Raw genomic sequence first — 23,056 nt, 5'->3', positions numbered from 1 at the left:
AAGTACGTTTTCACTCGATGATATTTGGCTGAATATTATTAGGGAGTATTTTCGTGCGGATCGTAACGATCGTTCGGAAGGTAGCCCCTCGCTGCTATCCCAATTACCTCAAGGCTTTTGAAGACGGCGACGAAATCTTCGACCGCTTCAAGATCAACACGCCGCTTCGCATCGCGCACTTCCTCGCTCAGGCGCTATATGAAACCGGCCGCGGTACGGTTCTTTTCGAGAGCCTCAAATACAAAACCACGGCGCGACTTCTCGAGATTTTCGGCATCGGCCATCATAGCGCGGCCATCCGGCCCGACGAGGTCGATCAATATCTCAACAATGATCGTGCCTTGGCCGAGCGCGTCTACGGACTGGGTAATCCGAAGAAGGCGAAGGAGCTCGGCAACAGCAAGCCCGGAGACGGATACAAATATCGCGGCGGCGGCCTGTTGCAGACGACGGGCGGCGCCAACTACCTGCGCATGGGCAAGCTCGCAGGCGTGGACTTCTACAATAATCCGGATCTGATTGTTGCACCCGAAGCGGCTCTGCTTCCCGCCCTGCACGAATGGAATGAGGGAGGCCTGAACGCGTATGCGGATCGGAACGACATCCGTACGATCACGCGGCTCATCAACGGTGGTTACAACGGCCTGAGCGGACGCACGGAGCTCGTCGATATCGTGTGGAGCGCAGTAGGCAAGAGCGGCGCGAACCAGGTGGCCTGGAAAGCCGCAACCACGTCGGATGAAACGCGCGAGCTTCAGGAGGCCCTGAACGATCTCGGGGCTGAGCCGGCGCTCGTCGTGGATGGACGATATGGGCCCGCCACGGCGCAGGCGGTCGAGTGGTTTCAAAACCACGCCAAGATCCCGGTCGATGGAAATGCAGGCGTGGTGACGCAGGCGGCGTTGAATCTCCGCCTGAATTCCCGGACGGCTTCAGAGCGCCCCTGAGAGCGTGCCGCCTTTTGACGCGCGAAGTTCGCCGGAGCTTCGCGAATAGATGTCTCGATTATTGAGGGCCGAATTTTAGCAAGTTCATTGCGCAGAAGGAATTGAGCATGACCGACGGCGAAAAGATGCTGAAGCTGGCCGAGTCCCGCATCGGCGAGAAATACGTCAATGTCTGCGTTCCCAAGAACAACAAGAACTGGCACGGTCCATGGGACTGCGCGGAGTTCATGTCCTGGCTGGTGTATCAGGTCGGTGGAATCCTGTACGGATGCGTCGACGACAACGGCAATCCTGCAACGGTCGAAGCCTATACGGGCGCCTGGAAGAGCGATTCACAAAAACTCGGAAAGCGCGTGCCGTGGCGGCAGGCAGCTTCAACGGTGGGAGGCATTCTTCTCCGCTACCCGCCCGGACCGGGCATGATGGGGCACATCGTCGTTTGTGACGGCGAGGGCGGCACCGTGGAGGCGATGGGCACCGCCTATGGCGTTCGTCGCGGCAAGGTGTCGGGCCGGAATTGGGATACCGGCGTCTTGCTGCCGAACTTTACGTATGGGGCGGCGGGTGGAGCACTCGACCTGGCTGAGCCGAGCCAGCTGTATGCGCTTGGGCAGCCGAACATGAAGGCGTCCGTCATTCGGGACATTCAACGCGCTTTGAAAGAGCTGGGATTCAATCCGGGGACGATCGACGGTGAATACAATGACCTGACGGTGGCGGCGGTCGCAGCGTTTCAGGCGACCAAGGGACTCATTGTCGACGGACAGGTCGGACCGCAGACCGCAAAACGGTTGAAGATCGAACTCTAGGGATCGGCGGGATTCTTACCTGCCGCGCGCGCGACGGAAGCGTCCCGGCGCCATGACGCGCGCCGGGCTGCATCGCATGGCCGCCGGCTTCAGCGCGCGGTGGCGAGCTGCGCGTGAACCGAAGCCAGGAAGTGTTCGTAGGCGTGATCCACGATCTCGTTGAGCGATCGCGTTCGTGCGAACATCGCCTTGGCCTCGGCGAGAAACTCCTCGCGGGTCGGTATCTTCGGCAGATGCAGGTGTGTCAGCGCGTCGACGCCGTCATGCGCGCGATTGAGGATGTCGTGCAGCGTCGGCAGCTGCAGCTGGGTCGGGTCGGCGCGGTGCAGCGCCGAAGAGATCGCATGGGCAAGCTTCGGCGCGTCGAACCGCCCGGCAAGCTCGCGGGCGGCCCGATTGATGACGCGGGCGCCGAGCGGCTGCTCGTTACGCAGCACCTGTTCGGGCGGCGCCTTCATGTTCCAGACGATTCCGAACCAGGACAACACCTTCAGCACGTAATAGGTGACGTCGATCTCCCACCAGCGAAAACCCTGCCGCACGCTGCTCTGATAGGCGTGGTGATTGTTGTGCCAGCCCTCGCCCATAGTGAGCAGCGCCAGCAGCCAGTTGTTGCGGGAGTCGTCGCCCGTCACGTAGCGCTTGCGTCCGTGCACATGGGCCAGCGAATTGATGCAGAAGGTCGCGTGATAGACCAGCACCGTGCTCCAGAGGAAGCCGACGATCAGACCCGACCACCCCGCCGCCATGAAGCAGAGCGCTGCAAGCACGAAGGCCGGCAGCAGCTCCAGCCGATGCAGCCACATCAGCTCAGGAAAGACCGTGAGATCGCCGACTTTCACGAGATCAGTCCCATCGTGCTCCCGGTAAAAGATCCAGCCAAGATGGCTGTACAGGAAACCGCGCTGACGCGGCGAATGCACATCCAGTTCGGTGTCGGAATGCAGATGATGATGCCGGTGCTTGGCCGCCCACCACAACACGCTCTTCTGCGCGGTGCTTTGCGCAAGGCAGGCCAGGATGAACTGAAACACGCGGCCGGTGGCGAAAGCCCGATGCGAGAAATAGCGGTGATAGCCCGCCCCGATCGCAAACATCCGCACGACATACAGCGCCCCACAGATCGCGACGGCCTGCCACGTGACGCCTGACCAGATCGCCGCAAAGCAACCGAGATGGACCAACACGAACGGTATGGCGGAGGGGTACATGACGTCGTCGTGGTGGTCGTCGGCGGGCGCGTTGGGCAACATGTTTCAGCGTGACCTCAGGTAACGGGGATCCGGGATTTTGCATCGGCAGCATTGAGGGCTACCGGGTACGAAAAACCCGCGGGTGGCGGACCACCGCGGGGCTTGAGCGAGCTGCTTTGCGTGATCATCCCGGCCAAAGCAGCGTCGGCCGAAAATTCGACTGACTATATGGTCGCGGATGGCTGGCATGCAAGCTCGTAGCCCCACGGGGAGCTGCGGCATGGTGCTCAGGTAGTCATTGCGGCCGCCGCGTGGCGCGCGGGTTGCCCGCAGCCTATATTCGACACGTGAAGGAAGCACCAAAGCACCGGAGGCGGCCTTGATGGCAGCTGCGACCGCAACGAATGATCGCCTCTGGCAGAATATACGCGCGGAGGCGCAGCGTGCGTGCGCATCCGATCCCGTCTTCGGCAAGTCGCTTGCCGATGCGGTGCTGGCGCATGATAATTTTGCCGCGGCTCTGGCCGATCTGATCGGACGCAGGCTTGGCGGCAACGCCGCCGAACAGGCACGCTTCACGGCCTTTTCTATCGACGCCTTTCGTGGCGCGCCGGAATTGATCGAAGCGGCCGGCCGCGACTTGCAGGCGATCGTGCTCCGCGATCCCGCCGTCGCCGGCCTGTTGCCGCCGCTGCTGCATTTCAAGGGCTATTTGGCGCTCCAAGCCTGGCGCGTCTCGCACCGGCTCTGGCGTCATGACCAGCGCGACGCGGCGCTGCTGTTGCAGAACGAGGCCTCGAACGTCCTGCAGGTCAGCATTCATCCCGCCGCGACCCTTGGATCGTCGGTGAATCTCGACCACGCCACCGGGATCGTGATCGGCGCCAATGTGGTGATCGGCGACGAGGTCACCATCCTTCAGAACGTCAGCATCGGGCGCCATGGCGACTTGCCGATGCGCTCGCCTCGCATCGGCCGCGGCGTCTTCATCGGCTCCGGCGCGACCATCCTCGGCAACATCGAGGTCGGCGATTTCGCCAAAATCGGCGCCGGGACGGTCGTGATCAGTGACGTGCCCGCCGGCTGCACGGCAATCGGCAATCCCGCGCGTCTGACCAACTGCCCCGAACCCGCTTCCGCAGCCTGACGCTCACCGAGAGCGCGACGTTCCAATCCATGCGCCCGCGCAAAAAGACAGGCGCCTTAGAACCGAATCGCGATGAGGCCCGACCAAGCCCCGACGGCGCCTTTTCGCCTGCGCCGACGGGTACGACCATGACCACGATTGTATGCAAGGAGACCAGGCAGCGCATCGCGCTGCTTGCGCGTGCCTCGGACCTGTTCGAACGGTTCGGATGCTTGCTGCCGGTCGCGATCGCGTTCCTCAATGGTTGGCCGACCGAGGTCAAGACTTATCAGGAGTTCGTGGAAAGCGGTGCGTGGCACGTCTTTCTCAGCGGCGCCCTCTATCAGCTTGCCGCCTTCGCGCTTGGGCGCGCTGTTTCGTTTGCGGAAGCGGGGCTGGACCCATGATCCTGCTCCGCGACTTTGCGCTCTTTGTTCTGCCTGTGCTGATCGCGGCAGGCGGCTGGCTCTATGTGCTCAGCCTGCGCCGGCGAGCTCGCCCGTAACGCGATCGCTGGTTTCAGGCGGCGCGACGATGGCTCTCGCCGCCATGCTGGGGCGTGATCGGCTCCGAGCTGGTCTGGCCCGGCGCATCCAGCACCGCGACGTGATGACGGTAGACCATCTCCCAGCCCTTCCATCCCGTGAACAGGAGGATGCCGACCACGATCAGGGAGAGCACCACGCCCCACGGCTTGATCGCGGCTTCGGCGCCTTGGGCGTAGCGCAGGTAGAAATTGATCAGGGCCAGCACGACCGCCCCGAGATTGCCGACCATGTGGTACCAGGCATCGTTGAGGCGGCGGATGCGGGGCTCGCTGAAGAAGTCCGTAAAGCCGGCCACGGCCGCGACGAGCGCCATGACGATGCCAGCCCCGATCAGCCACATCGCGGCTCTGGCCCAGAAATTGTCGCCGGTTCCGATGAACGCGAGATCGGCGATGGGCGCGCCGACCAGACATGCGACCGGGAACGGGATGAGCATGGGGTGGAGCGGGTGATCGCCGATCGCGGCGGTCGTCTTGGGGTTGATGGTCATGGCAGGACCTCGCGGAAAGTGATTTTTGGGACAATTTTTCGGGCGAGGGCTGGTTCCTCCGGACCCAGGTGTCCGGACCCAAGCCGATCCAACTGCCTGCGTGGCCTACCTTTCCGGCAGCCAAATTTGCCTGCGGTAACCTCGCATTAACCAACGCCGGGCTCTGGTAAGGGCGGACAGTCGCGCCCAAAGCCCGAAGCCGAGACCCGTCAAGGCCCGGGGCCAAAGGCCCATAGTTTTGACATCTTGGCAGGGAATGCAGACGGCCGGCTTTGGACGAGCCCCTGCACCCAGAAAGACAAGGCTTTGAGCGGGCTTGCCGGCCGCGCCGGTTCTAGCGCGGCCATTGGGGAACCGGCAGCCATTTGCTGGCCGGCACATTGGGTAACGATCGCCTTGAGAGGATACTGCTTATGAATCCGGCCGACGTGGCTCAGTCAGCCCTTCCGGTTGCCGCTTCCGCGGACGTGTCGCTGATCGCGCTGTTCTGGCAGGCTCACTGGATCGTGAAAGCGGTGATGCTGGGACTTCTGTCCTGCTCGGTCTGGGTCTGGGCGATCGCCATCGACAAGATCTTCCTGTTTGCCCGTACCCGCCGCTCGATGGACCGTTTCGAGCAGGCCTTCTGGTCCGGCGAATCGATCGAGGAGCTCTATCGCACCCTCTCGGCCAAGCCGACGCATTCGATGGCGGCGTGTTTCGTCGCCGCGATGCGCGAGTGGAAGCGCTCGTTCGAGAACCAGGCCCGCTCGGTCGCGGGCCTGCAGATGCGCATCGACAAGGTGATGAACGTCTCGATCGCGCGCGAGGTCGAGCGGCTGGAACGCCGTTTGCTGGTGCTTGCGACCGTCGGCTCCGCCGGCCCCTTCGTCGGCCTGTTCGGCACGGTCTGGGGCATCATGTCGAGCTTCCAGTCGATCGCGGCGTCGAAAAATACCTCTCTGGCGGTGGTGGCGCCGGGCATCGCGGAGGCGCTGTTTGCGACCGCGGTCGGCCTTATCGCCGCCATTCCTGCCACTATTTTCTACAATAAGTTCACCTCCGAGGTGAACCGGCAGGCCCAGCGGCTCGAGGGCTTCGCTGATGAATTTTCCGCCATCCTGTCGCGTCAGATCGACGAGCGGGGCTGACGGACGGCATGTATAGTGTGAAGGGCAATTTGGGCACGCGATCATGGCGATGAACGTTGCGAGTTCGTCCGGAGGCGGCGGGCGCCGTGGCCGGCGCAAGCCCGTTGTGGCCGAGATCAACGTCACGCCGATGGTCGACGTGATGCTGGTGCTGCTCATCATCTTCATGGTGTCGGCGCCGATGCTGACGGTCGGCGTGCCGCTCGACCTGCCGCAGACCCAGGCTAAGAGCCTCGAAAACAACGACCAGAAGCCGATCCAGATGTCGGTCGACATCAAGGGCAAGGTGTTCATCAACGATGCCGAGATCGCGATCAACGAGCTGGTGCCGAAGCTGAAGGCGATCACGGATGCGCGCGGCGGGCTCGAGGAGCGCATCTATCTGCGCGCCGACAAGAAGGCGGATTACGGCACGGTGGCCAGGGTGATGGGCCTGTTGTCTGGCGCTGGCTTCAAGAAGCTGGCGCTCGTGACCGAGGCGGATCAGGGATAGGCCGGTGAAGGTGAACGTCGACAAGACACTCGTTGCGTCGATTGCCCTGCATGTCCTCGTGCTGGGATGGGGCCTCGTCACCTTTAGCAGCAAGGCCTACGTCGCGCCGGAAGAGTCGCTCCCGATCGACATCATCTCCACCGATCAGCTCGCGAAGATGATGGCCGGGCAGAAGACCGGCAAGAAGGAAGAGCCCAAGCCCAAGGTCGAGAAGATCGCCGAGCCCAAGCCGGAGGAAGACGCCGTCGGCAAGGTCACCGAGAAGAAAGAGCTGATCAAGACCAATTCGCAGCCAGAGCCGCCGCCGAAGCCGGTCGAGAAGCCGGTGGAGAAGAAGCCCGAGCCGCCGAAGCCCGTCGCCGAGGCGAAGCCGAAGGAAGAGCCGAAGCCGCAGGAAAAGAAGCCTGATCCGGCCAAGGAAGATCCGATCGCCGAGCTGCAGAAGAAGCTGGAGACCAAGAAGCCGCCGCCCAAGCCCGTGGAGCAGAAGGTCGCGGCGGTGCAGCCGCAGCAGCAGCCGAAGCCCAAGGAGCGCAGCTTCGATCCCGCACAGATCCAGCGCGACCTCGACAAGCGTGCCGCGACCCGGCACGAACAGACCGGCTCGGCGCTGAATGCGTCGGCCTCGCTGGGATCGGCGACCGGCACTGCTGCCAACAACGTTGCGACATGGCGCGGTGCGTTCCAGGGCGCGGTCAAGCGCTGCTTCACGCCGACCTATAACGGGCAGGATGCCGACCAGTACGAAGCCGACATCGACATTCCCATGAAGATCGACGGATCGCTGGCGTCCGAGCCCATCGTGGTCGCGGTGAGGGGACCGTCGCGGTCGATCGCCCAGGCGGTGGCGGAGAGCGCCAAGCGCGCCATCGTGCAGTGCCAGGTCTACTCGTTCATGCCGAAGCAGCAGTACGAGAGCTGGAAGCTCATTCCGATGACTTTCGGCCTGAAAGATATGTTGTGACATCCGAACAAAAGAATTTTGCAATGAATGACGTCCGATCGATGAACCGCCGCCGCTTCATGACCCTGACCGGATCGACGCTCGCGATGCTCGGGGGCGGACGTGCCTTCGCTCAAGGCCAGGACGGCCGCATCCGCATCGACCCCAATGCATTTCAGCCGATCCCGATTGCGATCACCGGCTTCGTGCCGGGCTCGCCGTCCGACGGCGACGTCGGCAACGGCGTCACGCAGGTCATCACCAACAATCTCAAGCGTTCGGGCCTGTTCGCGCCGATCGACCAGGCCGCCTTCATCGAGCGCATCAGCAACATCGACGTCGCGCCGCAATTCCAGAACTGGAAGACGCTCAACGCGCAAGCCCTCGTCACCGGCCGCATGACGCGGCAGTCAGACGGACGGCTGAAGGCCGAATTCCGTTTGTGGGACGTGGTCTCCGGCCAGCAGCTTGCCGGGCAGCAATATTTCACCTCGCCGGAATATTGGCGCCGCATCGCCCACATCATCTCCGACCAGATCTACGAGCGGATGACCGGCGAGAAGGGCTATTTCGACAGCCGCGTGGTGTTCGTGGACGAAAGCGGTCCGAAGGAGCGCCGCGTCAAGCGGCTCGCGATGATGGACCAGGACGGTGCCAATGTGCGCTACCTGACCCGCGGCTCCGACCTCGTGCTGACGCCGCGCTTCTCGCCGAACTCGCAAGAGATCACCTATATGGAGTTCGGCCAGGGCGATCCGAAGGTCTATCTGTTCAACATCGAGACCGGCCAGCGCGAGATCGTCGGCAACTTCCCGGGCATGACCTTTGCGCCGCGCTTCTCGCCGGACGGCCAGCGCGTCATCATGAGCTTGCAGCAGGGCGGCAATTCCAATTTGTTCGTGATGGATCTGCGCTCGCGCTCGACCACGCGCCTCACCGACACGCCGGCGATCGACACGTCTCCGTCTTACTCGCCGGATGGCACCCGCATCTGCTTCGAGTCCGATCGCGGGGGCAGGTCGCAGATCTACGTGATGGCGGCGGGCGGAGGACAGGCGCAGCGCATCTCCTTCTCCAAGGACGATACCAACGCCAGCTACTCGACCCCGGTGTGGTCGCCGAAGGGCGATTACATCGCCTTCACCAGGCAGGGCGGTGGACAGTTCTCGATCGGCGTCATGAAGCCGGACGGCTCCGGCGAGCGGCTGCTCACCTCCGGCTTCCACAACGAAGGGCCGACCTTCTCGCCGAACGGCCGGGTGCTGATGTTCTTCCGCGATCCCGGCGGCAGTGGCGGGCCGTCGCTGTACAGCGTCGACATCTCTGGCCGCAACGAGCTCAAGGTGCCGACGCCGGGCTTCGCCTCCGACCCCGCGTGGTCGCCGCTGCTGTCCTCGACGGCGGGCTGACAAGAGAACGCTAAAACATCGCGCGTTCAGACGCGCGATGTTGTCGAAAAAACGCGCCGATTTTTTCGACTTCTCGGCGCCAAGCAAGCTTTCCTTCACCTTGTGCCCGGCAAGGCTTGCCTAGTTGCTTGATATTTAAGCGGAAATCGGTTCGCTGATACCGAAAAACAACTCGACTTTAACGATGTTCCCTCAGAAAGACTTCATCTGGGCTGGGTAAGACTACGCGCCAAACAGGACGCGTAACAAGCCAATGCAACTGGCCGACCAGAAGCAGAGTGATCGAGACGAGCTGGAGCCGATACTCTACGCCGCTCTCATCAACTCCATGGTGCAGAATTTCTGGGCGATCTTCTTCGGCTCGGCCTCCGCGGCCGTGGCCGCGGTGATGACTGCGTTGAAGACGGGCGATGTCTGGCTGTGGCCGCTCGCGTTTCTGCTGATCGCTATCGGCACCGCGCGCGCGTTCCAGATGCGCGGGTATGAAAACCGCACCCAGGTGCTGTCATTCGAAGAGGCCAAGCACCTGGAGCCGCGTTACTGGATCGGCGCGCTGAGTTATGCGGCGGTGCTCGGTGTGTGGGCCTTCGTCGTCATCTACAACAACAACGATCCGGTCGCCGACATGCTCTGTGTGGCCATCGGCATCGGCTACACCGCGGGCGGCGCCGCCCGCAATTACGGGCAGCCCCGGGTGATCCAGTGGCACGTCGCACTGGCCTGCGGTCCGATGTCGCTCGCCCTGCTGCTGCACGGCGGCTTCTACCACATCGGTCTTGCCATCCTGCTGGTGTTCTTCTTCATCGGACTGAAGAACATCAACCTCAGCCTGCATGCGATCTTCGTCAAGGCGCTGACCTCGAGCTTCCGCGAATCCGCGCTGGCGAGCCAGTTCGACACCGCGCTCAACAACATGCCGCATGGCCTGTGCATGTTCCGCGCCGACGGCCGCCTTGCGGTGATGAACCATCGTTTCGGCGAGCTGATGGCCTTGCCCGAGGACCTCGTCAAGCGCGGCGCCACCGCCGCCGATATCGCGGCGGCCTGCGTTTCCGCCGGGTCGATCTCGGCGGAGAGCGGCGATCAGATCCTGGCCGAGATCGAGCATGCGCGGATCTGCGAGATCGTCACCGCGGATCCGGATTCCTCGCGCGGCCGCACCCTGGCCTGGACGTTCCAGCCGATGACCGGCGGCGGCACGGTGCTGCTGCTGGAAGACATCACCGAACGCACCAATGCGGAAGCCCGCATCAGCCATCTCGCCCGTTATGACGAGCTCACCGCGCTGCCCAACCGTGTCAGCTTCCACGACGAGATCGAGCGGCTGCTGAAGAATTCGCATCACGCCGAGCGGCTGTCCGCGCTGCTGTTCGTCGACCTCGACCAGTTCAAGCAGGTCAACGACACGCTCGGTCATCCCTGCGGCGACCAGCTGCTGTGCGCCGTCGCCAACCGTCTGCGCGAGATGCTGCGCCCCGAAGATTTCGTCGCCCGATTCGGCGGCGACGAATTCGTCGTGTTCCAGCAGAACATCTCCTCGCCCGAGGACGCCGCCGCGCTGGCCCGCCGCATCGTCGAGCGGCTGAGCGAGCGCTACCGCATCGACAATCATTTGGTCGAGATCGGCGCCAGCGTCGGCATCGCGCTGACCTCGCCGGGCGATGCCAGTGCCGATACGCTGCTCAAGAATGCCGACATGGCGCTGTACCGCGCCAAGGCCGACGGCCGCGGCACCTTCTGCTTCTTCCGCGACGAGATGGCGGCGACCGTCGAGGCCCGCCGCATCCTCGAGCTCGATCTGCGCAAGGCGCTCGCCAACGAGGAATTCGAGCTGTTCTACCAGCCGCTGGTCAATCTGAAGTCCGGCAAGATCACCACCTGCGAGGCGCTGCTGCGCTGGAATCATCCGGTGCGCGGCACGGTCTCGCCGATCGACATCATCCCGGTCGCCGAGGACATGGGCCTGATCGTCGATCTCGGCCGCTGGATCCTGCGCCGCGCCTGCATGGAATGCATGAAGTGGCCGGAGGGCGTCAGCGTCGCCGTCAACTTCTCGCCGCAGCAATTCCACCAGCGCGACGTGCTGAGCGAAATCCGCTACGCGCTGGAGGTGTCGGGCCTGCCGGCGCATCGGCTGGAGATCGAGATCACCGAGTCCTCCCTGCTGCGCAACACCCAGCTGACCCACGACATCCTGTCGCAATTGCATGCGCTCGGCGTGCGCATCTCGCTCGACGATTTCGGCACCGGCTATTCCAGCCTCAGCTATCTGCACAATTTCCCGATGCAGAAGGTGAAGATCGACCGATCCTTCCTCGAAGGCATCGACACCGACCGCCCGCTGACGCTGCTGCGCGGCGTGGCGCGGCTGTCCGCCGATCTCGGCATGGCCGTCGTGGTCGAAGGCATCGAGACCAATGAGCAGCTCGATCTGATCAGCGCCGACGGCACCGTCTCCGAGGCGCAAGGCTATTTGTTCAGCCGTCCGGTGCCCGCCGTGCGGATGCGCCAGCTGCTCAACGCCTCGCATGGACGGCGCGGCGAAGGCCAGCTCCACGTCGCCAGCTCGCGCTCCTTCGCTTAAGTCCGTTTCTCAAAACGTCCCAACATTTCAGGCTGTTGCAGGGTACCGTAGTGCTACGGTGGTTAACCCTAACCGTTCGATTGCTTTGCATACTTGTTAAGAAGGTGTTAATAAATCATGGCGCGCGCGCAAGTTGTCTTGCGGGAATTGCCTTTGAATGTCGCGACGTGAGTGTGGGTAAGGAGTTGGAATGCAGTCCTCAGCCAGATCTGTCATTTCGGCTGTTGGACGGGGAGCGGAGCTTCTGACCGACGTCGATTATCATCTTGCGGAAACCGTCGCGGAGAAGGAGGAGATCTACAATCTCCGCTACCGCGCCTATCTGCGGGAGGGCGCGGTCAAGCCCTCCGCCGATGCGCGGGTGACCGACCGCTACGACGAGCTGCCGAACGCGTGGACCTTCGGCGTCTATCTCCATGGCGAGCTCTGCAGCTCGGTGCGCATCAGCGTGCTGACATCGGAATGGCGCGAGTCCACCTCGGCCGATGTCTTCCCGGACATCCTGCTGCCGCGGCTCGACCGCGGCGAGGTCATGATCGACCCGACCCGCTTCGTCGCCGATCCCGACCAGGTCAAGCGGGTTCCGGAATTGCCCTATCTGACAACGCGTCTCGCTTACATGGCCTGCGAGCATTTCAATGCCGATCTCGGTCTCGCCATCGTGCGTCCCGAGCATCAGGCTTTCTACCGGCGGGTGTTCCTGCACGAGACCATCGCCGAGCCCCGCCTGGTTCCCGGCCTCACCAAGCCGTTCGGACTGATGGCCGCGGACTTCCCGACCTTCCGCAAGAAGGTGTTCGAGCGTTATCCGATCATGCGGTCGACCGCGTTCGAGCGGCGGATGCTGTTCGGGCGCGGCGGCCAGCGCCAGGTGCCGCAGCGACCGGTGCTCGTGGCGGACGCCGCGCACGCCTAAAGTCGGCGGTGGCGCGGATGCGGCGCCAGGTTTGAGCCTGGGCTCGGCCTTTGCCCGTCACCCTTTACCCGTCGCGCGTCGCCATCACGTCCTGGGCCCAAAATTCAGGCGAAAGCCGGCGTTTTTGCCGGCCGGTGCGACTTGCCTTCACCCTCGCGCCACATTTACAACCCATTAACCATGACGGGTGCTTTTCGCTGGTTGGGGGCATTTGATCGGCTGAGGCAAGGTTCCGTCAAGGTTGACGGAACGTTCGCTTAACCAACCCCCTGTAGACCGGACAGCAGTGGACTAACGTGAGCGTGGAGGCTCCGGAATGAAACATCCTATGCGTATCCTCCAGGGATTGAAGCTGGTCGCGGTGCTCGCCGTCGCGCTGTCGATGGGCGCCTGCGCCAACAAGAATGCTGCGACGGATGCGATGGCCAATGCGGCAACGCCTGGCAGTCAGCAGGATTTCGTCGTCAACGTGGGTGACCGCGTGTTCTTCGAAAGCGACCAGACCGATCTGACCCCGCAGGCGATCGTGACCCTGGAGAAGCAGGCGCAGTGGCTGCAGACCTATCCGCGCTACAGCTTCACCGTCGAAGGCCATGCCGACGAGCGCGGCACCCGCGAATACAACATCGCGCTCGGCGCCCGCCGTGCCCAGTCGGTGCGTTCGTTCCTCGCCTCGCGCGGTATCGATCCGAACCGCATGCGCACGATCTCCTACGGCAAGGAGCGGCCGGTCGCCGTCTGTAACGACATCTCTTGCTGGTCGCAGAACCGTCGTGCCGTCACCGTGCTGAACGCGAGCTCCTGACGCCGAGATACTGACACTCAGTCAGGCGCCGTTCATCTTCCAAGACCGATTATGCCGGCGCCCTCTCGGGCGCCGGTTTCGTTTCAGCAATCCGTGACAGAATCCCCGTGGTGCCAGACACATTTTTGGCGTACTCCCCTTCAATGTGTGGCGCGTCGCATGTTCCGTCGCAGGCCATTTCGCTTTCGTCGTCAGGGCAAGATGTCATCCAGATTTAAGGTCCTTACAGGCGCCGTGGCCATCGCCGCGCTGCTCCCCTTGTGCACGCCCGCCTTCGCCCAGACCGATGATGATCCCGAGATGCGGATCGAGCGGCTGGAGAACCAGCTGCGCCAGCTCACCGGCCAGAACGAAGAGCTGCAATACCGCAACCGCCAGCTCGAAGAGCGGCTGCGGGCGCTCGAGGGCGGCGCCCAGGGCGCGCCCGGACAGGCGCCCAACGTCGCGGCGATGCCGCCCGCCCAGGTCGGACCAGGTCAGGTCGCGCCCGGCTATCGCCAGCAGCCGCAGCAGCAGGCCGTGCAGCCGAATTACGAGCAGCCGCAGAGCGCCGCTCCGGCGCCGATCATTCAGGAGCAGCCGGCGCCCGGCGCTCCCGGCACGCGTCGCCGCGGCGATGCCTTCGATCCGAGCCAGAACCCGAACGCGCCCGGTGCGCCGCGCGCGCTCGGCGGCGGCCCGCAGCCGATGCCGTCGGGAGCACCCGGCGGCCGCGGCGCCGGCGAGCCGCTCGATCTCGCCAACACCGGCCCCCGTTATCAGCAGCAGGCCGCTCCCCCGGCCGCGCAGCCCGGCTATCCGCCGGCCCAATCCGGCTATCCGCCGCCGGCTGGCGGCGCCGGCCTGACCACCCTGCCGCCCTCGGCGACGCCGCGCGACGAGTTCGACCTCGGCATCGGCTACATGCAGCGCAAGGACTACGCGCTCGCCGAGCAGACCATGAAGAACTTCACGCAGAAATATCCGAGCGACCCGCTGCTCGGGGACGCGCAATACTGGCTCGGCGAGAGCTACTTCCAGCGCCAGCAATATCGGGACTCCGCGGAAGCCTTCCTCGCCGTCACCACCAAATATGAAAAATCGGCCAAGGCTCCGGATGCGCTGCTGCGGCTCGGCCAGTCGCTCGCCGCGCTGAAGGAGAAGGAGGCCGCCTGCGCCGCCTTCGGCGAGGTCGGCCGCAAATATCCGCGCGCCTCCGCCGGCGTCAAAGCCGCGGTCGACCGCGAGCAGAAACGGGTGAAGTGCTGACGTCAGGGTCCTGACAATGCGGATGGTGCTGCGCTAGACATCGTAACCATCCGCCTGCGGCAGTCAGGGCCCGCGTCATGTCAGACGATGACAATTCTCCGATCTCGGCACGCGAGGCGAGGCGGCTCTTCGCCGGCCTGAAGCGCGCGCCGGCGCTGGTGCTCGCCGTGTCGGGCGGGCCGGACTCGGTCGCGCTGATGTGGCTTGCGGCGCGCTGGCAGCGCAGCCTTGCGCGGGGCCCGCGTCTCACCGTCGTCACGATCGATCACGGCCTGCGGCGAGAGGCGGCGCGTGAGGCGCGCGATGTCAAGCGGCTCGCCACTGAGCTTGGATTGCCGCACCGGACCCTGCGCTGGCGCGGCGCAAAGCCGAAGACCGGACTGCCGGCGGCGGCGCGCGAGGCACGCTACCGCTTGCTCGCGCAGGCCGCGCGTGCCGTTGGCGCGAGCCATGTGCTGACCGCTCACACCCGCGACGATCAGGCCGAGACCCTCTTGATGCGCCTGTTGCGCGGCAGCGGACTTGCCGGGCTGTCGGCAATGGCCTCCCTCAGCGAGCGCGACGGGATCGTGCTGGCGCGTCCGCTGCTCGAGGTCCCGAAGGCGCAGCTGATCGCGACCTTGAGGCGGGCCAGGATCCGCTTTGCCGACGATCCCACCAACCGCGACACCGCCTTCACCCGGCCGCGGCTGCGCGCGCTGCTGCCGCTGCTTGCGGCCGAGGGTGGCGATGCCCGCACGCTGGTGCGGCTCGCGGCCCGGCTGGCGCGGGCCAATGCGGCGGTCGAGGTGCTGGCCGACGGCGCCGAGCGCTTCCTCCGTTTGCGGGATCGCGGCGATGCGCCGCAGGCAGGCGTTCGCAGCTTCGAGGCCGCCACCTTTGCCGGCCTGCCGGAGGAGGTCCGGCTGCGGCTGCTACTGCGGGCCATCAACGCGCTCGGGCATGAAGGGCCGGCGGAACTCGGCAAGATTGAATCTCTCCTGGCCGTGCTCGACCAGGCCATCGCCGCAAGCCCTCGCGCAGGCGCAAATGGCCGTCCGGCCATGAGGCAGACCCTTGCGGGAGCCTTGATCAGCCTTGCCGGCGGGCGTATCCACATCGCACCGGCGCCGGCCCGGCGTCGCAAGGGCGGATAGGCGTGGGCGTGGGCGGATCATGACACCGGCCAATTCGGCCCCGTGCCGTCAGGACACCTTAACCAGGCAGGAAAAACCACCGTCAGGTCGCCATTATTTCAGCGGGAATCGCTCTAAGATGGGATAAATAGTCCCATCTCGTTCCCTTGGCAGCGACCGGGGCGGCACCTAAATTGTATGCGTCTAACGATGAGGATTCCTTGGGGATTTCCTCGTAGAGCCCAAGGATGAGGCCGCGATCCGCGCGACCACGAAGGAAGATCGATGAACGCCAATCTGCGCAATTTCGCCCTCTGGGTCATTATTGTCTTGCTGCTTTTGGCGTTGTTCACGCTCTTCCAGAATCCAGGTCAGCGGGCCTCCTCGCAGGACATCGCCTTCTCGCAGCTCCTGAGCGAGGTTGACCGCGGCAATGTGCGCGACGTCGTGATCCAGGGGCCGGACATTCACGGCACCTTCACCAACGGCTCCAGCTTCCAGACCTATGCGCCCAGCGACCCGACGCTGGTGAAGCGCCTCTATGACAGCAAGGTCCAGATCACCGCGAAGCCGCCGGGCGACAACGTGCCGTGGTTCGTCTCGCTGCTGGTCTCCTGGCTGCCGTTCATCGCCCTGATCGGCGTGTGGATCTTCCTGTCGCGGCAGATGCAGGGCGGCGCCGGCAAGGCGATGGGCTTTGGCAAGTCGCGCGCCAAGATGCTGACCGAAGCGCATGGCCGCGTCACCTTCGAGGACGTCGCCGGCGTCGACGAGGCCAAGCAGGACCTTCAGGAAATCGTCGAATTCCTCCGCGACCCCGGCAAATTCCAGCGCCTCGGCGGCCGCATTCCGCGCGGCGTGCTGCTGGTCGGCCCTCCCGGCACCGGTAAGACGCTGATCGCGCGTGCGGTCGCGGGCGAAGCCAACGTGCCGTTCTTCACCATCTCCGGTTCTGACTTCGTCGAGATGTTCGTCGGCGTCGGCGCGAGCCGCGTCCGCGACATGTTCGAGCAGGCCAAGAAGAACGCGCCCTGCATCATCTTCATCGACGAAATCGACGCGGTCGGTCGTCACCGTGGCGCCGGTCTCGGCGGCGGCAATGACGAGCGCGAGCAGACGCTGAACCAGCTGCTGGTCGAGATGGACGGCTTCGAGGCCAACGAGGGCGTGATCCTGATCGCCGCGACCAACCGCCCCGACGTGCTCGATCCCGCGCTGCTGCGTCCCGGCCGCTTCGACCGCCAGGTCGTGGTGCCCAATCCGGATGTCGTCGGCCGCGAGCAGATCCTCAAGGTTCACGTTCGCAAGGTGCCGCTGGCCCCCGATATCAACCTCAAGACCATCGCGCGCGGCACCCCGGGCTTCTCCGGCGCCGACCTGATGAACCTCGTCAACGAAGCCGCGCTGACCGCCGCCCGCCGCAACAAGCGGATGGTGACGCAGGCCGAGTTCGAAGAGGCCAAGGACAAGGTGATGATGGGCGCCGAGCGCAAGTCGCTCGTCATGACCGAGGAAGAGAAGTTGCTGACGGCCTATCACGAGGGTGGCCACGCCATCGTCGGCCTCAACGTCGTCGCGACCGACCCGATCCACAAGGCGACCATCATTCCGCGCGGTCGTGCGCTCGGCATGGTCATGCAGCTCCCCGAGCGCGACAAGCTGTCGATGTCTCTGGAGCAGATGACCTCGCGGCTCGCGATCATGATGGGCGGCCGTGTCGCCGAAGAGCTGATCTTCGGCCGCGAGAAGGTGACCTCGGGTGCGTCTTCCGACATCGAGCAGGCGACACGCCTGGCACGTATGATGGTGACGCGCTGGGGCCTGTCCGAGGCGCTCGGCACCGTGTCCTATGGCGAAAACCAGGACGAGGTTTTCCTGGGCATGTCGGTGTCGCGCACCCAGAACGCATCGGAGGCGACGGTCCAGAAGATCGACACCGAGATCCGGCGTTTCGTGGAAGAGGGCTACAACGAAGCGACGCGTATTCTCACCGAGAAGCGCGCCGATCTCGAAGCTCTCGCCAAGGGCCTGCTCGAGTTCGAGACGCTGAGCGGCGACGAGATCGTCGATCTGCTCAAGGGCAAGAAGCCGAACCGCGAGTCCGTGCTCGAGCCGAGCACGCCGCGCGCCTCCGCGGTGCCCCCGGCCGGCAAGTCGCCGCGCCCGCGGCCCGATGCGGATCCCGGCCTGGAGCCGCAGCCGCAGGCGTAATCGCGAGCGACAGATGAGATTGCAAAACGCGGCGGAAACGCCGCGTTTTTTGTTGGCCGGCGGTTCGTGGATGCAGGGCGTCCCCGGCGCGAGCGAGGCGCGCGGCTTCCGGGGCAAACGCGGGAATCACTAAAGAAGAACTTAACGCTTGCGGCCTATTTTGGCCCGCCATGACTGACCAGGTCGTCCACAGCGCGGTTCAACCGTTTTCGGCACGTGCAGCGCTCCCTTGGGCAGTGGGCCTCGGTGTCTATGCCCTGCTGCTGATCGTTGGGCCGTGGCTGCTCGGTGATCCCGACAGCTATTCTCATATCGAGGTCGGGCGTTGGATCTTCGCGCATGGCACCCTGCCGGAGAGCGATCCCTTTTCGTTTTCGAAGCATGGCGCGCCCTGGATCACGTTCGAATGGCTCTCCGAAATCGTCTACGCCGGAGCCTACGCATTGTCCGGCTGGCCCGGCGTCGTCGTCGTCGCAGCAGCGGCCATAGCGCTCGCCTTTGGCCTGTTCACCTTCTTCCTGCTGCGCGAGCTCTCGCCGGCCCTGACCCTGCTCATGGTGATCGCGGCCGTCATCCTGCTCGCGCCGCATATGCTGGCGCGGCCACATGTCCTCGTGCTGCCGGTGATGGTGATCTGGGCGGCTGCCCTAGTGCGCTGCATGGATCGCGGCGGGCCTCCGCCATACTGGGCGCTGCCGCTGCTGGTGCTGTGGACCAATCTGCATGGCAGCGTCGTGCTCGCGCTCGGGCTGATCGGTCCGGCGGTGCTCGAGGCGCTGCTGCGTGAGGAGCGAAGCGAATGGCCGCGCGTGCTGCTGCGATGGCTGCCCTTCTCGGCCCTTGCCCTCGCAGCGTCCTGCCTGACGCCGCACGGGCCGGAGCCGCTGCTGATGCCGCTGACGACGCTCGGGCTCGGCTCTGCGCTCGCCTGGATCGGGGAATGGCGGCCGCAGGATTTCAGCCATGTCGGTGGCTTCGAGTTGCTGCTGCTGGCCGGCATCTTTGCGCTCGCGCGCGGCGTGACGCTGCCGGTCGTGCGGGCCCTGGTGGTGATCGGCCTGCTCCATTTCGCACTGGCGCAGGTCCGCAACGCGGATCTGCTGGCCATGCTGGCGCCGCTCTATCTGGCGGCTCCCTTGGGCAGGAAGTTCGGCGGGCGGATCACGGACGATGCGGAGGGTGCGTCGCGTGGCCTGAATCTGGCCGCGTTCGGTGTTCTGATCGCGATGAGCGGGGTGGCGCTGGCGCGCGACATACGGCCGGCTCCCGTCATCACCCCTCAGGCTGCCATCGCTCAAGCCGACCTCGCCAAGGCGGGGCGCGTGCTCAACGACTATTCCTTCGGCGGCTATTTGATCTTTGCCGGCATTCCCACCTTTATCGATGGTCGCGGCGAACTGTATGGCGGGCCGTTCATCGACCGCTACAATCGTGCCCTGGCGCTGGTCGACCTCGCAGATTTCCTCAAGCTGCTCGACGAATACGACATCGGCGCGACGCTGCTCGCACCGCGGACACCGGCGGTCGCGATGCTCGACCGGCTGCCGCAGTGGCAACGCGTCTACAGCGACGACGTGGCGGTCGTGCACAAGCGGCGGGATACGCCGCAAAGATAAGTCAGACGGTCCCGAAGGCCGCGTATTGGCCGCCGAGCGACACGCCGCTCAGGGCATCTTCGAGGCGACGCGCGGGTTTGGTGTCCCAGGGGAGCAGCAGGAAATGGCGGGCGCCGATCTCGCGCAAGCCGCCCGCAGCCATCAGCTTTCGGACTTTGCCGGCACTGAGCAGGACGGCGTCCCGGTCGAACTCACAGCGGGCAACGGCAAGACGTGTCAGCGGGTTGTAGGGATTGTGCTCGATCACGCAGACGAGCCCCCCGGGGCGTACCACCCGCCGCATCTCGGTGATGAAATGCGTCCATTCGGCCGGCACGATATGGTGCATCACACAGATGGCCGTCACGAGATCGAAGCTGGCGTCCTCGAAGGGAAAACTGCGGCCGTCAAACTCGCGGTAGTCGACCCCGCTATTGGCCGCGCGGGCCTGCGCCAGGCTGGCCGACGAAACGTCGATACCGCTCAAGCGGCCGACCATGCCGTGCAGCAGGGGATGAAGGCTGCCCACGCCGCAGCCGACGTCCAGCATGTCGGGCCTCTCGGTGTTCAGCCGCTGCGCGATCAGATTGCGCAGCAGATCGGCCTTCGCGCGCATGAAGAAATCATGCGGCAAGCCGGAGAAGTCGATCGAGGATTGGACAACGTCACGGTAGTTGGCGTGATAGCCGTCGAAGAGCTCGCTCATGCGCCGGGTCACTCGTTGACGGCGTGGATGGCAGGTGCTGCCGCCGCCTCGTTGCGATCGAAGCCGGCGCGCGTCTGCACCACATAGAGCGGGCGGCGTTTCACCTCGGCATGGATGCGGCCGACATACAGCCCCACGATACCGGTCATCAGCATGTTGATTCCGCACAGCAGGGACACGACGACGATCGTCGACGACCAGCCGGTCACGAGATGGCTGTCCTTGCTGAGCCACAGCAGGATCACCCAGCCGCCGTAGAGCAGGGCCAGTCCCGAGACCGTCAAGCCGCACCAGATCGCAAGCCGCAAGGGCAGATCGGAAAAGCCGAGCGCGGCGTTCACCGCGAGCCGCACCATCTTGAACAGCGGGTATTTGGTTTCGCCCGCAGCGCGCTCGAGACGGTGGAAGGCGACCTCGGCCTGCCGGAAACCGAGCCAGGCGATCATGCCGCGTACGAAGCGATCCTGCTCCGGCATCTGCCTGAGTGCGTCGAGCACCTTGCGATCGATCAGGCGGAAGTCGCCGACGTCGGCGGGGATGCCGACCGAGGACATCCTGCCGAGGAGCCGGTAGAACAGATGCGCCGTCGCACGCTTGAACCGGCTTTCGCCTTCGCGTGACAGGCGGCGGGCGTGGACGACGTCGTTGCCTTCCTGCCATTTTGCGATCAATTGCTCGATCACTTCGGGCGGATCCTGCAAATCGGCATCCATCACGATGATCGCGTCACCTTCCGCGGCGTCCATTCCGGCGGTGATGGCGACCTGATGGCCGAAATTTCGCGACAGGCCGATATAGCGAAAGCGCGGATCGCGCTTGGCGAGCGCCTGGAGCACGATCGAGCTGGAATCGCTGCTGCCGTCATCGACGAAGATCGCTTCTGCCGGACCGTCGAGCCGGGACAAGACCAGGTCGAGCCGGCGCAGCAGGACCGGCAGCACGGCTTCCTCGTTGAACACGGGGATGACGAGGCTGTAGCGGATCGATCTGGAATTGGCCGCCATGCGAGAGATTCCGTCTGGGTTGCAGGGGCGGGAGTCTAGTTCGGCGGTGGTTAAGGTCGCCTTGCCGCAACTATTAAGGATCTAGGGCCCTCGGGCGATTGAGGGCGGAGGCGGAACGGAATGGCGATGCCCGATTAACCATGCTTGTGCAGCTGCGGCGTCGGTCTAGGACCTGCGGCGGATCTTGTAGAGAACAAATCGCTGCGAGCTATCCAGCACGTCCAGCAGATCCGGCAGCGGGTTCGCGGCCGGCGGTCCGAGCACATAGAGATAGTCGTAGTCCCGGTACCAGGTGCGGATGAACGGCGGAACGTCCGTCGGCGGCTGGCTCGTCGCAATCGCGGTGAGCAGCTCCGACGGCACCGGTCCTCCGTAGGGAATGGCAAGCCGTCGCACGGCCTCGCGGGCCCGCACCGGCTGCTTGCCCGCTTCCGTGAAGAGGTTGGGCACGAATGCGTTGGCATAATGCACGGCCAGCGTCGGCGCATAGTACATCGGATACGAGGTGAGGTCGGCGAAGGGCGGATCACCATTGTCGCCCGTGCTGCCAACGAGAACGCGTGAGCCGCGCTCGATCTTCTGGAACGAGGCGATGATCGCCGCATAGTCGGCGCGGTAAGGCAGCCACACCGCGAAAACGACCGCGAGATTGATCAGTATGATGCCGCTGATCGCGGCGAGCGCAGCCGTTCTCCAGGCCCGGCTGGGCAGCGGCAGCGAGCAGAAGGCCGGCAGGATCAGAGCTGCAGCGGGAATCACGCGAAGGTCGACGAACGAGGTTCCGAACAGCTTCGAGGGAATGACGAGGTAAAGCAGTGCAAAGCCGATCGCGAGCCAGAGGCCGGCCGGCTCGAGCTTGAGGACGCCGCGCCTTGCGGCGAACAGCAACGAGATCATCAGCGCCAGCCCGGTCACTGCCGATGCCGTCAGGCTGTAGCCGTTCAGGATGCGCAGCGGCCAGATCGGCTTGAATCCGAAGAACCAGCTCGTCCCTTCGCTTCCGATCGAGCCCGCGGTCAATTGCATGATCCCGAACAACACAAGCGCCGGCAGGGCCAGCGCGCCGAGCCGCGCGGCCGCTACCCGGTACGATATTCGCTGCTGACGAATGCGCGAGAGCTCGTAGAGGCCAAGCGTCGCACCGTAGATGCCGAGCGAGAAGAAATGCGCCGCGTAGAGCGCAGCGACGAACAGCACGTTGGCGACGAAGCGCAGCGGCCATGGGCCTTCGGCCAGCATCAGATAGATTGCGATGCCCCAGAGAGCGAGGCCGAGGCCAAACTCGAAATTCACGAAGCCCCAGCTGAACGGCAGACAGTAGAGGAAAGCGAGCGCAGCGAAGCCGGCAAGATAGACCCGTCCCTTCCGGGTCCATTCCAGCAGCAGCGCGCCCCCGACGATCAGCAATTGGCTCAGCAGCAGAAACAGCCGCGTGGCGTTCTCGACGCTCATCAGCCGCGCCAGCTGCGGCACCAGCAGATCCATTCCAAGGTTGGGATAGAAGGCCCAGGCCACCTCGTAATACGGATTGGCGTCGGGGGTGCCGTTCCGGCTCAGAATGTACATGCGGGCGAGGTGATTGGGATAATCCACCATCGCAGGAATGGGGGTCAGCAGCACCGGAAGAAAGGAGACCGCCGCCAGCACCGCAAGAACGGCGATCGCAAGGGACCGCTCCGAGCCGAGCCGAGCCGGGATTGTCAAAATCGGCCTGTCAAAAGAAGACATGTCGCGGGATCGCCGGGGGTTGAGCGCAGTGGTCGCGTCCACGCCGCCTTTGGAAG

20 protein-coding genes are annotated in these 23,056 nt (G+C 64.5%); 15 read left to right on the top strand and 5 right to left on the bottom strand.

Going from position 1 to position 23,056, the window contains the following annotated elements; translation table 11 throughout:
- The first annotated feature begins 53 nt into the window (after window positions 1–53).
- Window positions 54–947, top strand: coding sequence for a peptidoglycan-binding protein (locus GGD61_RS41490; protein WP_183231686.1), 894 nt, complete (start codon window positions 54–56; stop codon window positions 945–947).
- 107 nt (window positions 948–1,054) lie between these two features.
- Window positions 1,055–1,756 carry a peptidoglycan-binding protein gene (locus GGD61_RS28780; protein WP_092254671.1) on the top strand — a complete coding sequence of 234 codons (702 nt, stop codon included), beginning with the start codon at window positions 1,055–1,057 and terminating at the stop codon, window positions 1,754–1,756.
- Between the two features lie 89 nt (window positions 1,757–1,845).
- Here GGD61_RS28780 and GGD61_RS28775 read toward each other — a convergent pair whose 3' ends face one another.
- A complete protein-coding gene (locus GGD61_RS28775) occupies window positions 1,846–3,009 on the bottom strand; it encodes an acyl-CoA desaturase (protein ID WP_018317766.1) in 1,164 nt (387 codons plus the stop codon).
- Window positions 3,010–3,331: 322 nt separating this feature from the next.
- On the opposite strand from GGD61_RS28775, the gene GGD61_RS28770 reads away from it, so the two are divergent.
- Entirely contained in the window at window positions 3,332–4,096 is a 765-nt protein-coding gene (locus GGD61_RS28770; RefSeq protein ID WP_183231685.1) for a serine acetyltransferase, read from the top strand.
- A gap of 128 nt (window positions 4,097–4,224) precedes the next feature.
- Entirely contained in the window at window positions 4,225–4,482 is a 258-nt protein-coding gene (locus GGD61_RS28765; RefSeq protein ID WP_018317768.1) for a hypothetical protein, read from the top strand.
- A 112-nt stretch (window positions 4,483–4,594) separates the two neighbouring features.
- On the opposite strand, the gene GGD61_RS28760 is transcribed toward GGD61_RS28765, so the two are convergent.
- Entirely contained in the window at window positions 4,595–5,113 is a 519-nt protein-coding gene (locus GGD61_RS28760) for a DUF2231 domain-containing protein (protein ID WP_183231684.1), read from the bottom strand.
- A 413-nt stretch (window positions 5,114–5,526) separates the two neighbouring features.
- Between GGD61_RS28760 and tolQ the strand changes: the two genes are divergently transcribed.
- From tolQ to GGD61_RS28705, 11 genes are all read left to right on the top strand, one after another.
- Window positions 5,527–6,243: a protein TolQ gene (gene tolQ / locus GGD61_RS28755; RefSeq protein WP_018317771.1), complete on the top strand. Its 717-nt coding sequence runs from the start codon at window positions 5,527–5,529 to the stop codon at window positions 6,241–6,243.
- A gap of 43 nt (window positions 6,244–6,286) precedes the next feature.
- Window positions 6,287–6,736 carry a protein TolR gene (gene tolR, locus GGD61_RS28750; protein ID WP_092254686.1) on the top strand — a complete coding sequence of 150 codons (450 nt, stop codon included), beginning with the start codon at window positions 6,287–6,289 and terminating at the stop codon, window positions 6,734–6,736.
- 4 nt (window positions 6,737–6,740) lie between these two features.
- Complete coding sequence (locus tag GGD61_RS28745; protein ID WP_092254689.1) at window positions 6,741–7,700, top strand: protein TolA; 960 nt, start codon at window positions 6,741–6,743, stop codon at window positions 7,698–7,700.
- Between the two features lie 41 nt (window positions 7,701–7,741).
- On the top strand, window positions 7,742–9,088 hold the full coding sequence (gene tolB, locus GGD61_RS28740; protein ID WP_177237051.1) for a Tol-Pal system beta propeller repeat protein TolB: 1,347 nt from the start codon (window positions 7,742–7,744) through the stop codon (window positions 9,086–9,088).
- 253 nt (window positions 9,089–9,341) lie between these two features.
- On the top strand, window positions 9,342–11,672 hold the full coding sequence (locus GGD61_RS28735; RefSeq protein WP_018317775.1) for a bifunctional diguanylate cyclase/phosphodiesterase: 2,331 nt from the start codon (window positions 9,342–9,344) through the stop codon (window positions 11,670–11,672).
- A 190-nt stretch (window positions 11,673–11,862) separates the two neighbouring features.
- Window positions 11,863–12,588, top strand: a complete 726-nt coding sequence (locus GGD61_RS28730) for an N-acyl amino acid synthase FeeM domain-containing protein (RefSeq protein ID WP_018317776.1) — start codon at window positions 11,863–11,865, stop codon at window positions 12,586–12,588.
- A gap of 316 nt (window positions 12,589–12,904) precedes the next feature.
- On the top strand, window positions 12,905–13,393 hold the full coding sequence (gene pal / locus GGD61_RS28725; RefSeq protein ID WP_018317777.1) for a peptidoglycan-associated lipoprotein Pal: 489 nt from the start codon (window positions 12,905–12,907) through the stop codon (window positions 13,391–13,393).
- 201 nt (window positions 13,394–13,594) lie between these two features.
- Window positions 13,595–14,641 (top strand): tol-pal system protein YbgF, encoded by a 1,047-nt coding sequence (ybgF, locus tag GGD61_RS28720; RefSeq protein ID WP_177237044.1) that lies wholly within the window; start codon window positions 13,595–13,597, stop codon window positions 14,639–14,641.
- Between the two features lie 77 nt (window positions 14,642–14,718).
- Window positions 14,719–15,777: a tRNA lysidine(34) synthetase TilS gene (gene tilS / locus GGD61_RS28715; RefSeq protein WP_092254698.1), complete on the top strand. Its 1,059-nt coding sequence runs from the start codon at window positions 14,719–14,721 to the stop codon at window positions 15,775–15,777.
- Between the two features lie 264 nt (window positions 15,778–16,041).
- Entirely contained in the window at window positions 16,042–17,967 is a 1,926-nt protein-coding gene (gene ftsH, locus GGD61_RS28710) for an ATP-dependent zinc metalloprotease FtsH (RefSeq protein WP_018317780.1), read from the top strand.
- 170 nt (window positions 17,968–18,137) lie between these two features.
- Window positions 18,138–19,583 (top strand): hypothetical protein, encoded by a 1,446-nt coding sequence (locus GGD61_RS28705; RefSeq protein WP_183231683.1) that lies wholly within the window; start codon window positions 18,138–18,140, stop codon window positions 19,581–19,583.
- 1 nt (window position 19,584) lies between these two features.
- Here the strand turns inward: GGD61_RS28705 and GGD61_RS28700 are convergent, their stop codons facing one another.
- The 3 genes from GGD61_RS28700 to GGD61_RS28690 form a co-directional block, all read right to left on the bottom strand.
- Entirely contained in the window at window positions 19,585–20,268 is a 684-nt protein-coding gene (locus GGD61_RS28700) for a class I SAM-dependent methyltransferase (RefSeq protein ID WP_210311224.1), read from the bottom strand.
- A gap of 8 nt (window positions 20,269–20,276) precedes the next feature.
- Complete coding sequence (locus GGD61_RS28695; RefSeq protein WP_091956434.1) at window positions 20,277–21,272, bottom strand: glycosyltransferase family 2 protein; 996 nt, start codon at window positions 21,270–21,272, stop codon at window positions 20,277–20,279.
- Between the two features lie 165 nt (window positions 21,273–21,437).
- Window positions 21,438–23,000 carry a hypothetical protein gene (locus GGD61_RS28690; protein WP_183231681.1) on the bottom strand — a complete coding sequence of 521 codons (1,563 nt, stop codon included), beginning with the start codon at window positions 22,998–23,000 and terminating at the stop codon, window positions 21,438–21,440.
- Window positions 23,001–23,056 lie beyond the last annotated feature (56 nt).

This window comes from Bradyrhizobium sp. SBR1B, from assembly GCF_014198205.1.
Lineage (GTDB): Bacteria > Pseudomonadota > Alphaproteobacteria > Rhizobiales > Xanthobacteraceae > Bradyrhizobium.
The sequence above is the reverse complement of the archived record's forward strand: the minus strand, read 5'-3'. Positions and strand labels throughout refer to the sequence as shown.

Coding starts and splice junctions, on each gene's coding strand:
- GGD61_RS28780 (WP_092254671.1), top strand. CDS start 1,055: ATGACCGACGGCGAAAAGATGCTGAAGCTGGCCGAGTCCCGCATCGGC.
- GGD61_RS28775 (WP_018317766.1), bottom strand. CDS start 3,009: ATGTTGCCCAACGCGCCCGCCGACGACCACCACGACGACGTCATGTAC.
- GGD61_RS28770 (WP_183231685.1), top strand. CDS start 3,332: ATGGCAGCTGCGACCGCAACGAATGATCGCCTCTGGCAGAATATACGC.
- GGD61_RS28765 (WP_018317768.1), top strand. CDS start 4,225: ATGACCACGATTGTATGCAAGGAGACCAGGCAGCGCATCGCGCTGCTT.
- GGD61_RS28760 (WP_183231684.1), bottom strand. CDS start 5,113: ATGACCATCAACCCCAAGACGACCGCCGCGATCGGCGATCACCCGCTC.
- tolQ (WP_018317771.1), top strand. CDS start 5,527: ATGAATCCGGCCGACGTGGCTCAGTCAGCCCTTCCGGTTGCCGCTTCC.
- tolR (WP_092254686.1), top strand. CDS start 6,287: ATGGCGATGAACGTTGCGAGTTCGTCCGGAGGCGGCGGGCGCCGTGGC.
- tolB (WP_177237051.1), top strand. CDS start 7,742: ATGAACCGCCGCCGCTTCATGACCCTGACCGGATCGACGCTCGCGATG.
- GGD61_RS28735 (WP_018317775.1), top strand. CDS start 9,342: ATGCAACTGGCCGACCAGAAGCAGAGTGATCGAGACGAGCTGGAGCCG.
- GGD61_RS28730 (WP_018317776.1), top strand. CDS start 11,863: ATGCAGTCCTCAGCCAGATCTGTCATTTCGGCTGTTGGACGGGGAGCG.
- pal (WP_018317777.1), top strand. CDS start 12,905: ATGAAACATCCTATGCGTATCCTCCAGGGATTGAAGCTGGTCGCGGTG.
- ybgF (WP_177237044.1), top strand. CDS start 13,595: ATGTCATCCAGATTTAAGGTCCTTACAGGCGCCGTGGCCATCGCCGCG.
- tilS (WP_092254698.1), top strand. CDS start 14,719: ATGTCAGACGATGACAATTCTCCGATCTCGGCACGCGAGGCGAGGCGG.
- ftsH (WP_018317780.1), top strand. CDS start 16,042: ATGAACGCCAATCTGCGCAATTTCGCCCTCTGGGTCATTATTGTCTTG.
- GGD61_RS28705 (WP_183231683.1), top strand. CDS start 18,138: ATGACTGACCAGGTCGTCCACAGCGCGGTTCAACCGTTTTCGGCACGT.
- GGD61_RS28700 (WP_210311224.1), bottom strand. CDS start 20,268: ATGAGCGAGCTCTTCGACGGCTATCACGCCAACTACCGTGACGTTGTC.
- GGD61_RS28695 (WP_091956434.1), bottom strand. CDS start 21,272: ATGGCGGCCAATTCCAGATCGATCCGCTACAGCCTCGTCATCCCCGTG.
- GGD61_RS28690 (WP_183231681.1), bottom strand. CDS start 23,000: ATGTCTTCTTTTGACAGGCCGATTTTGACAATCCCGGCTCGGCTCGGC.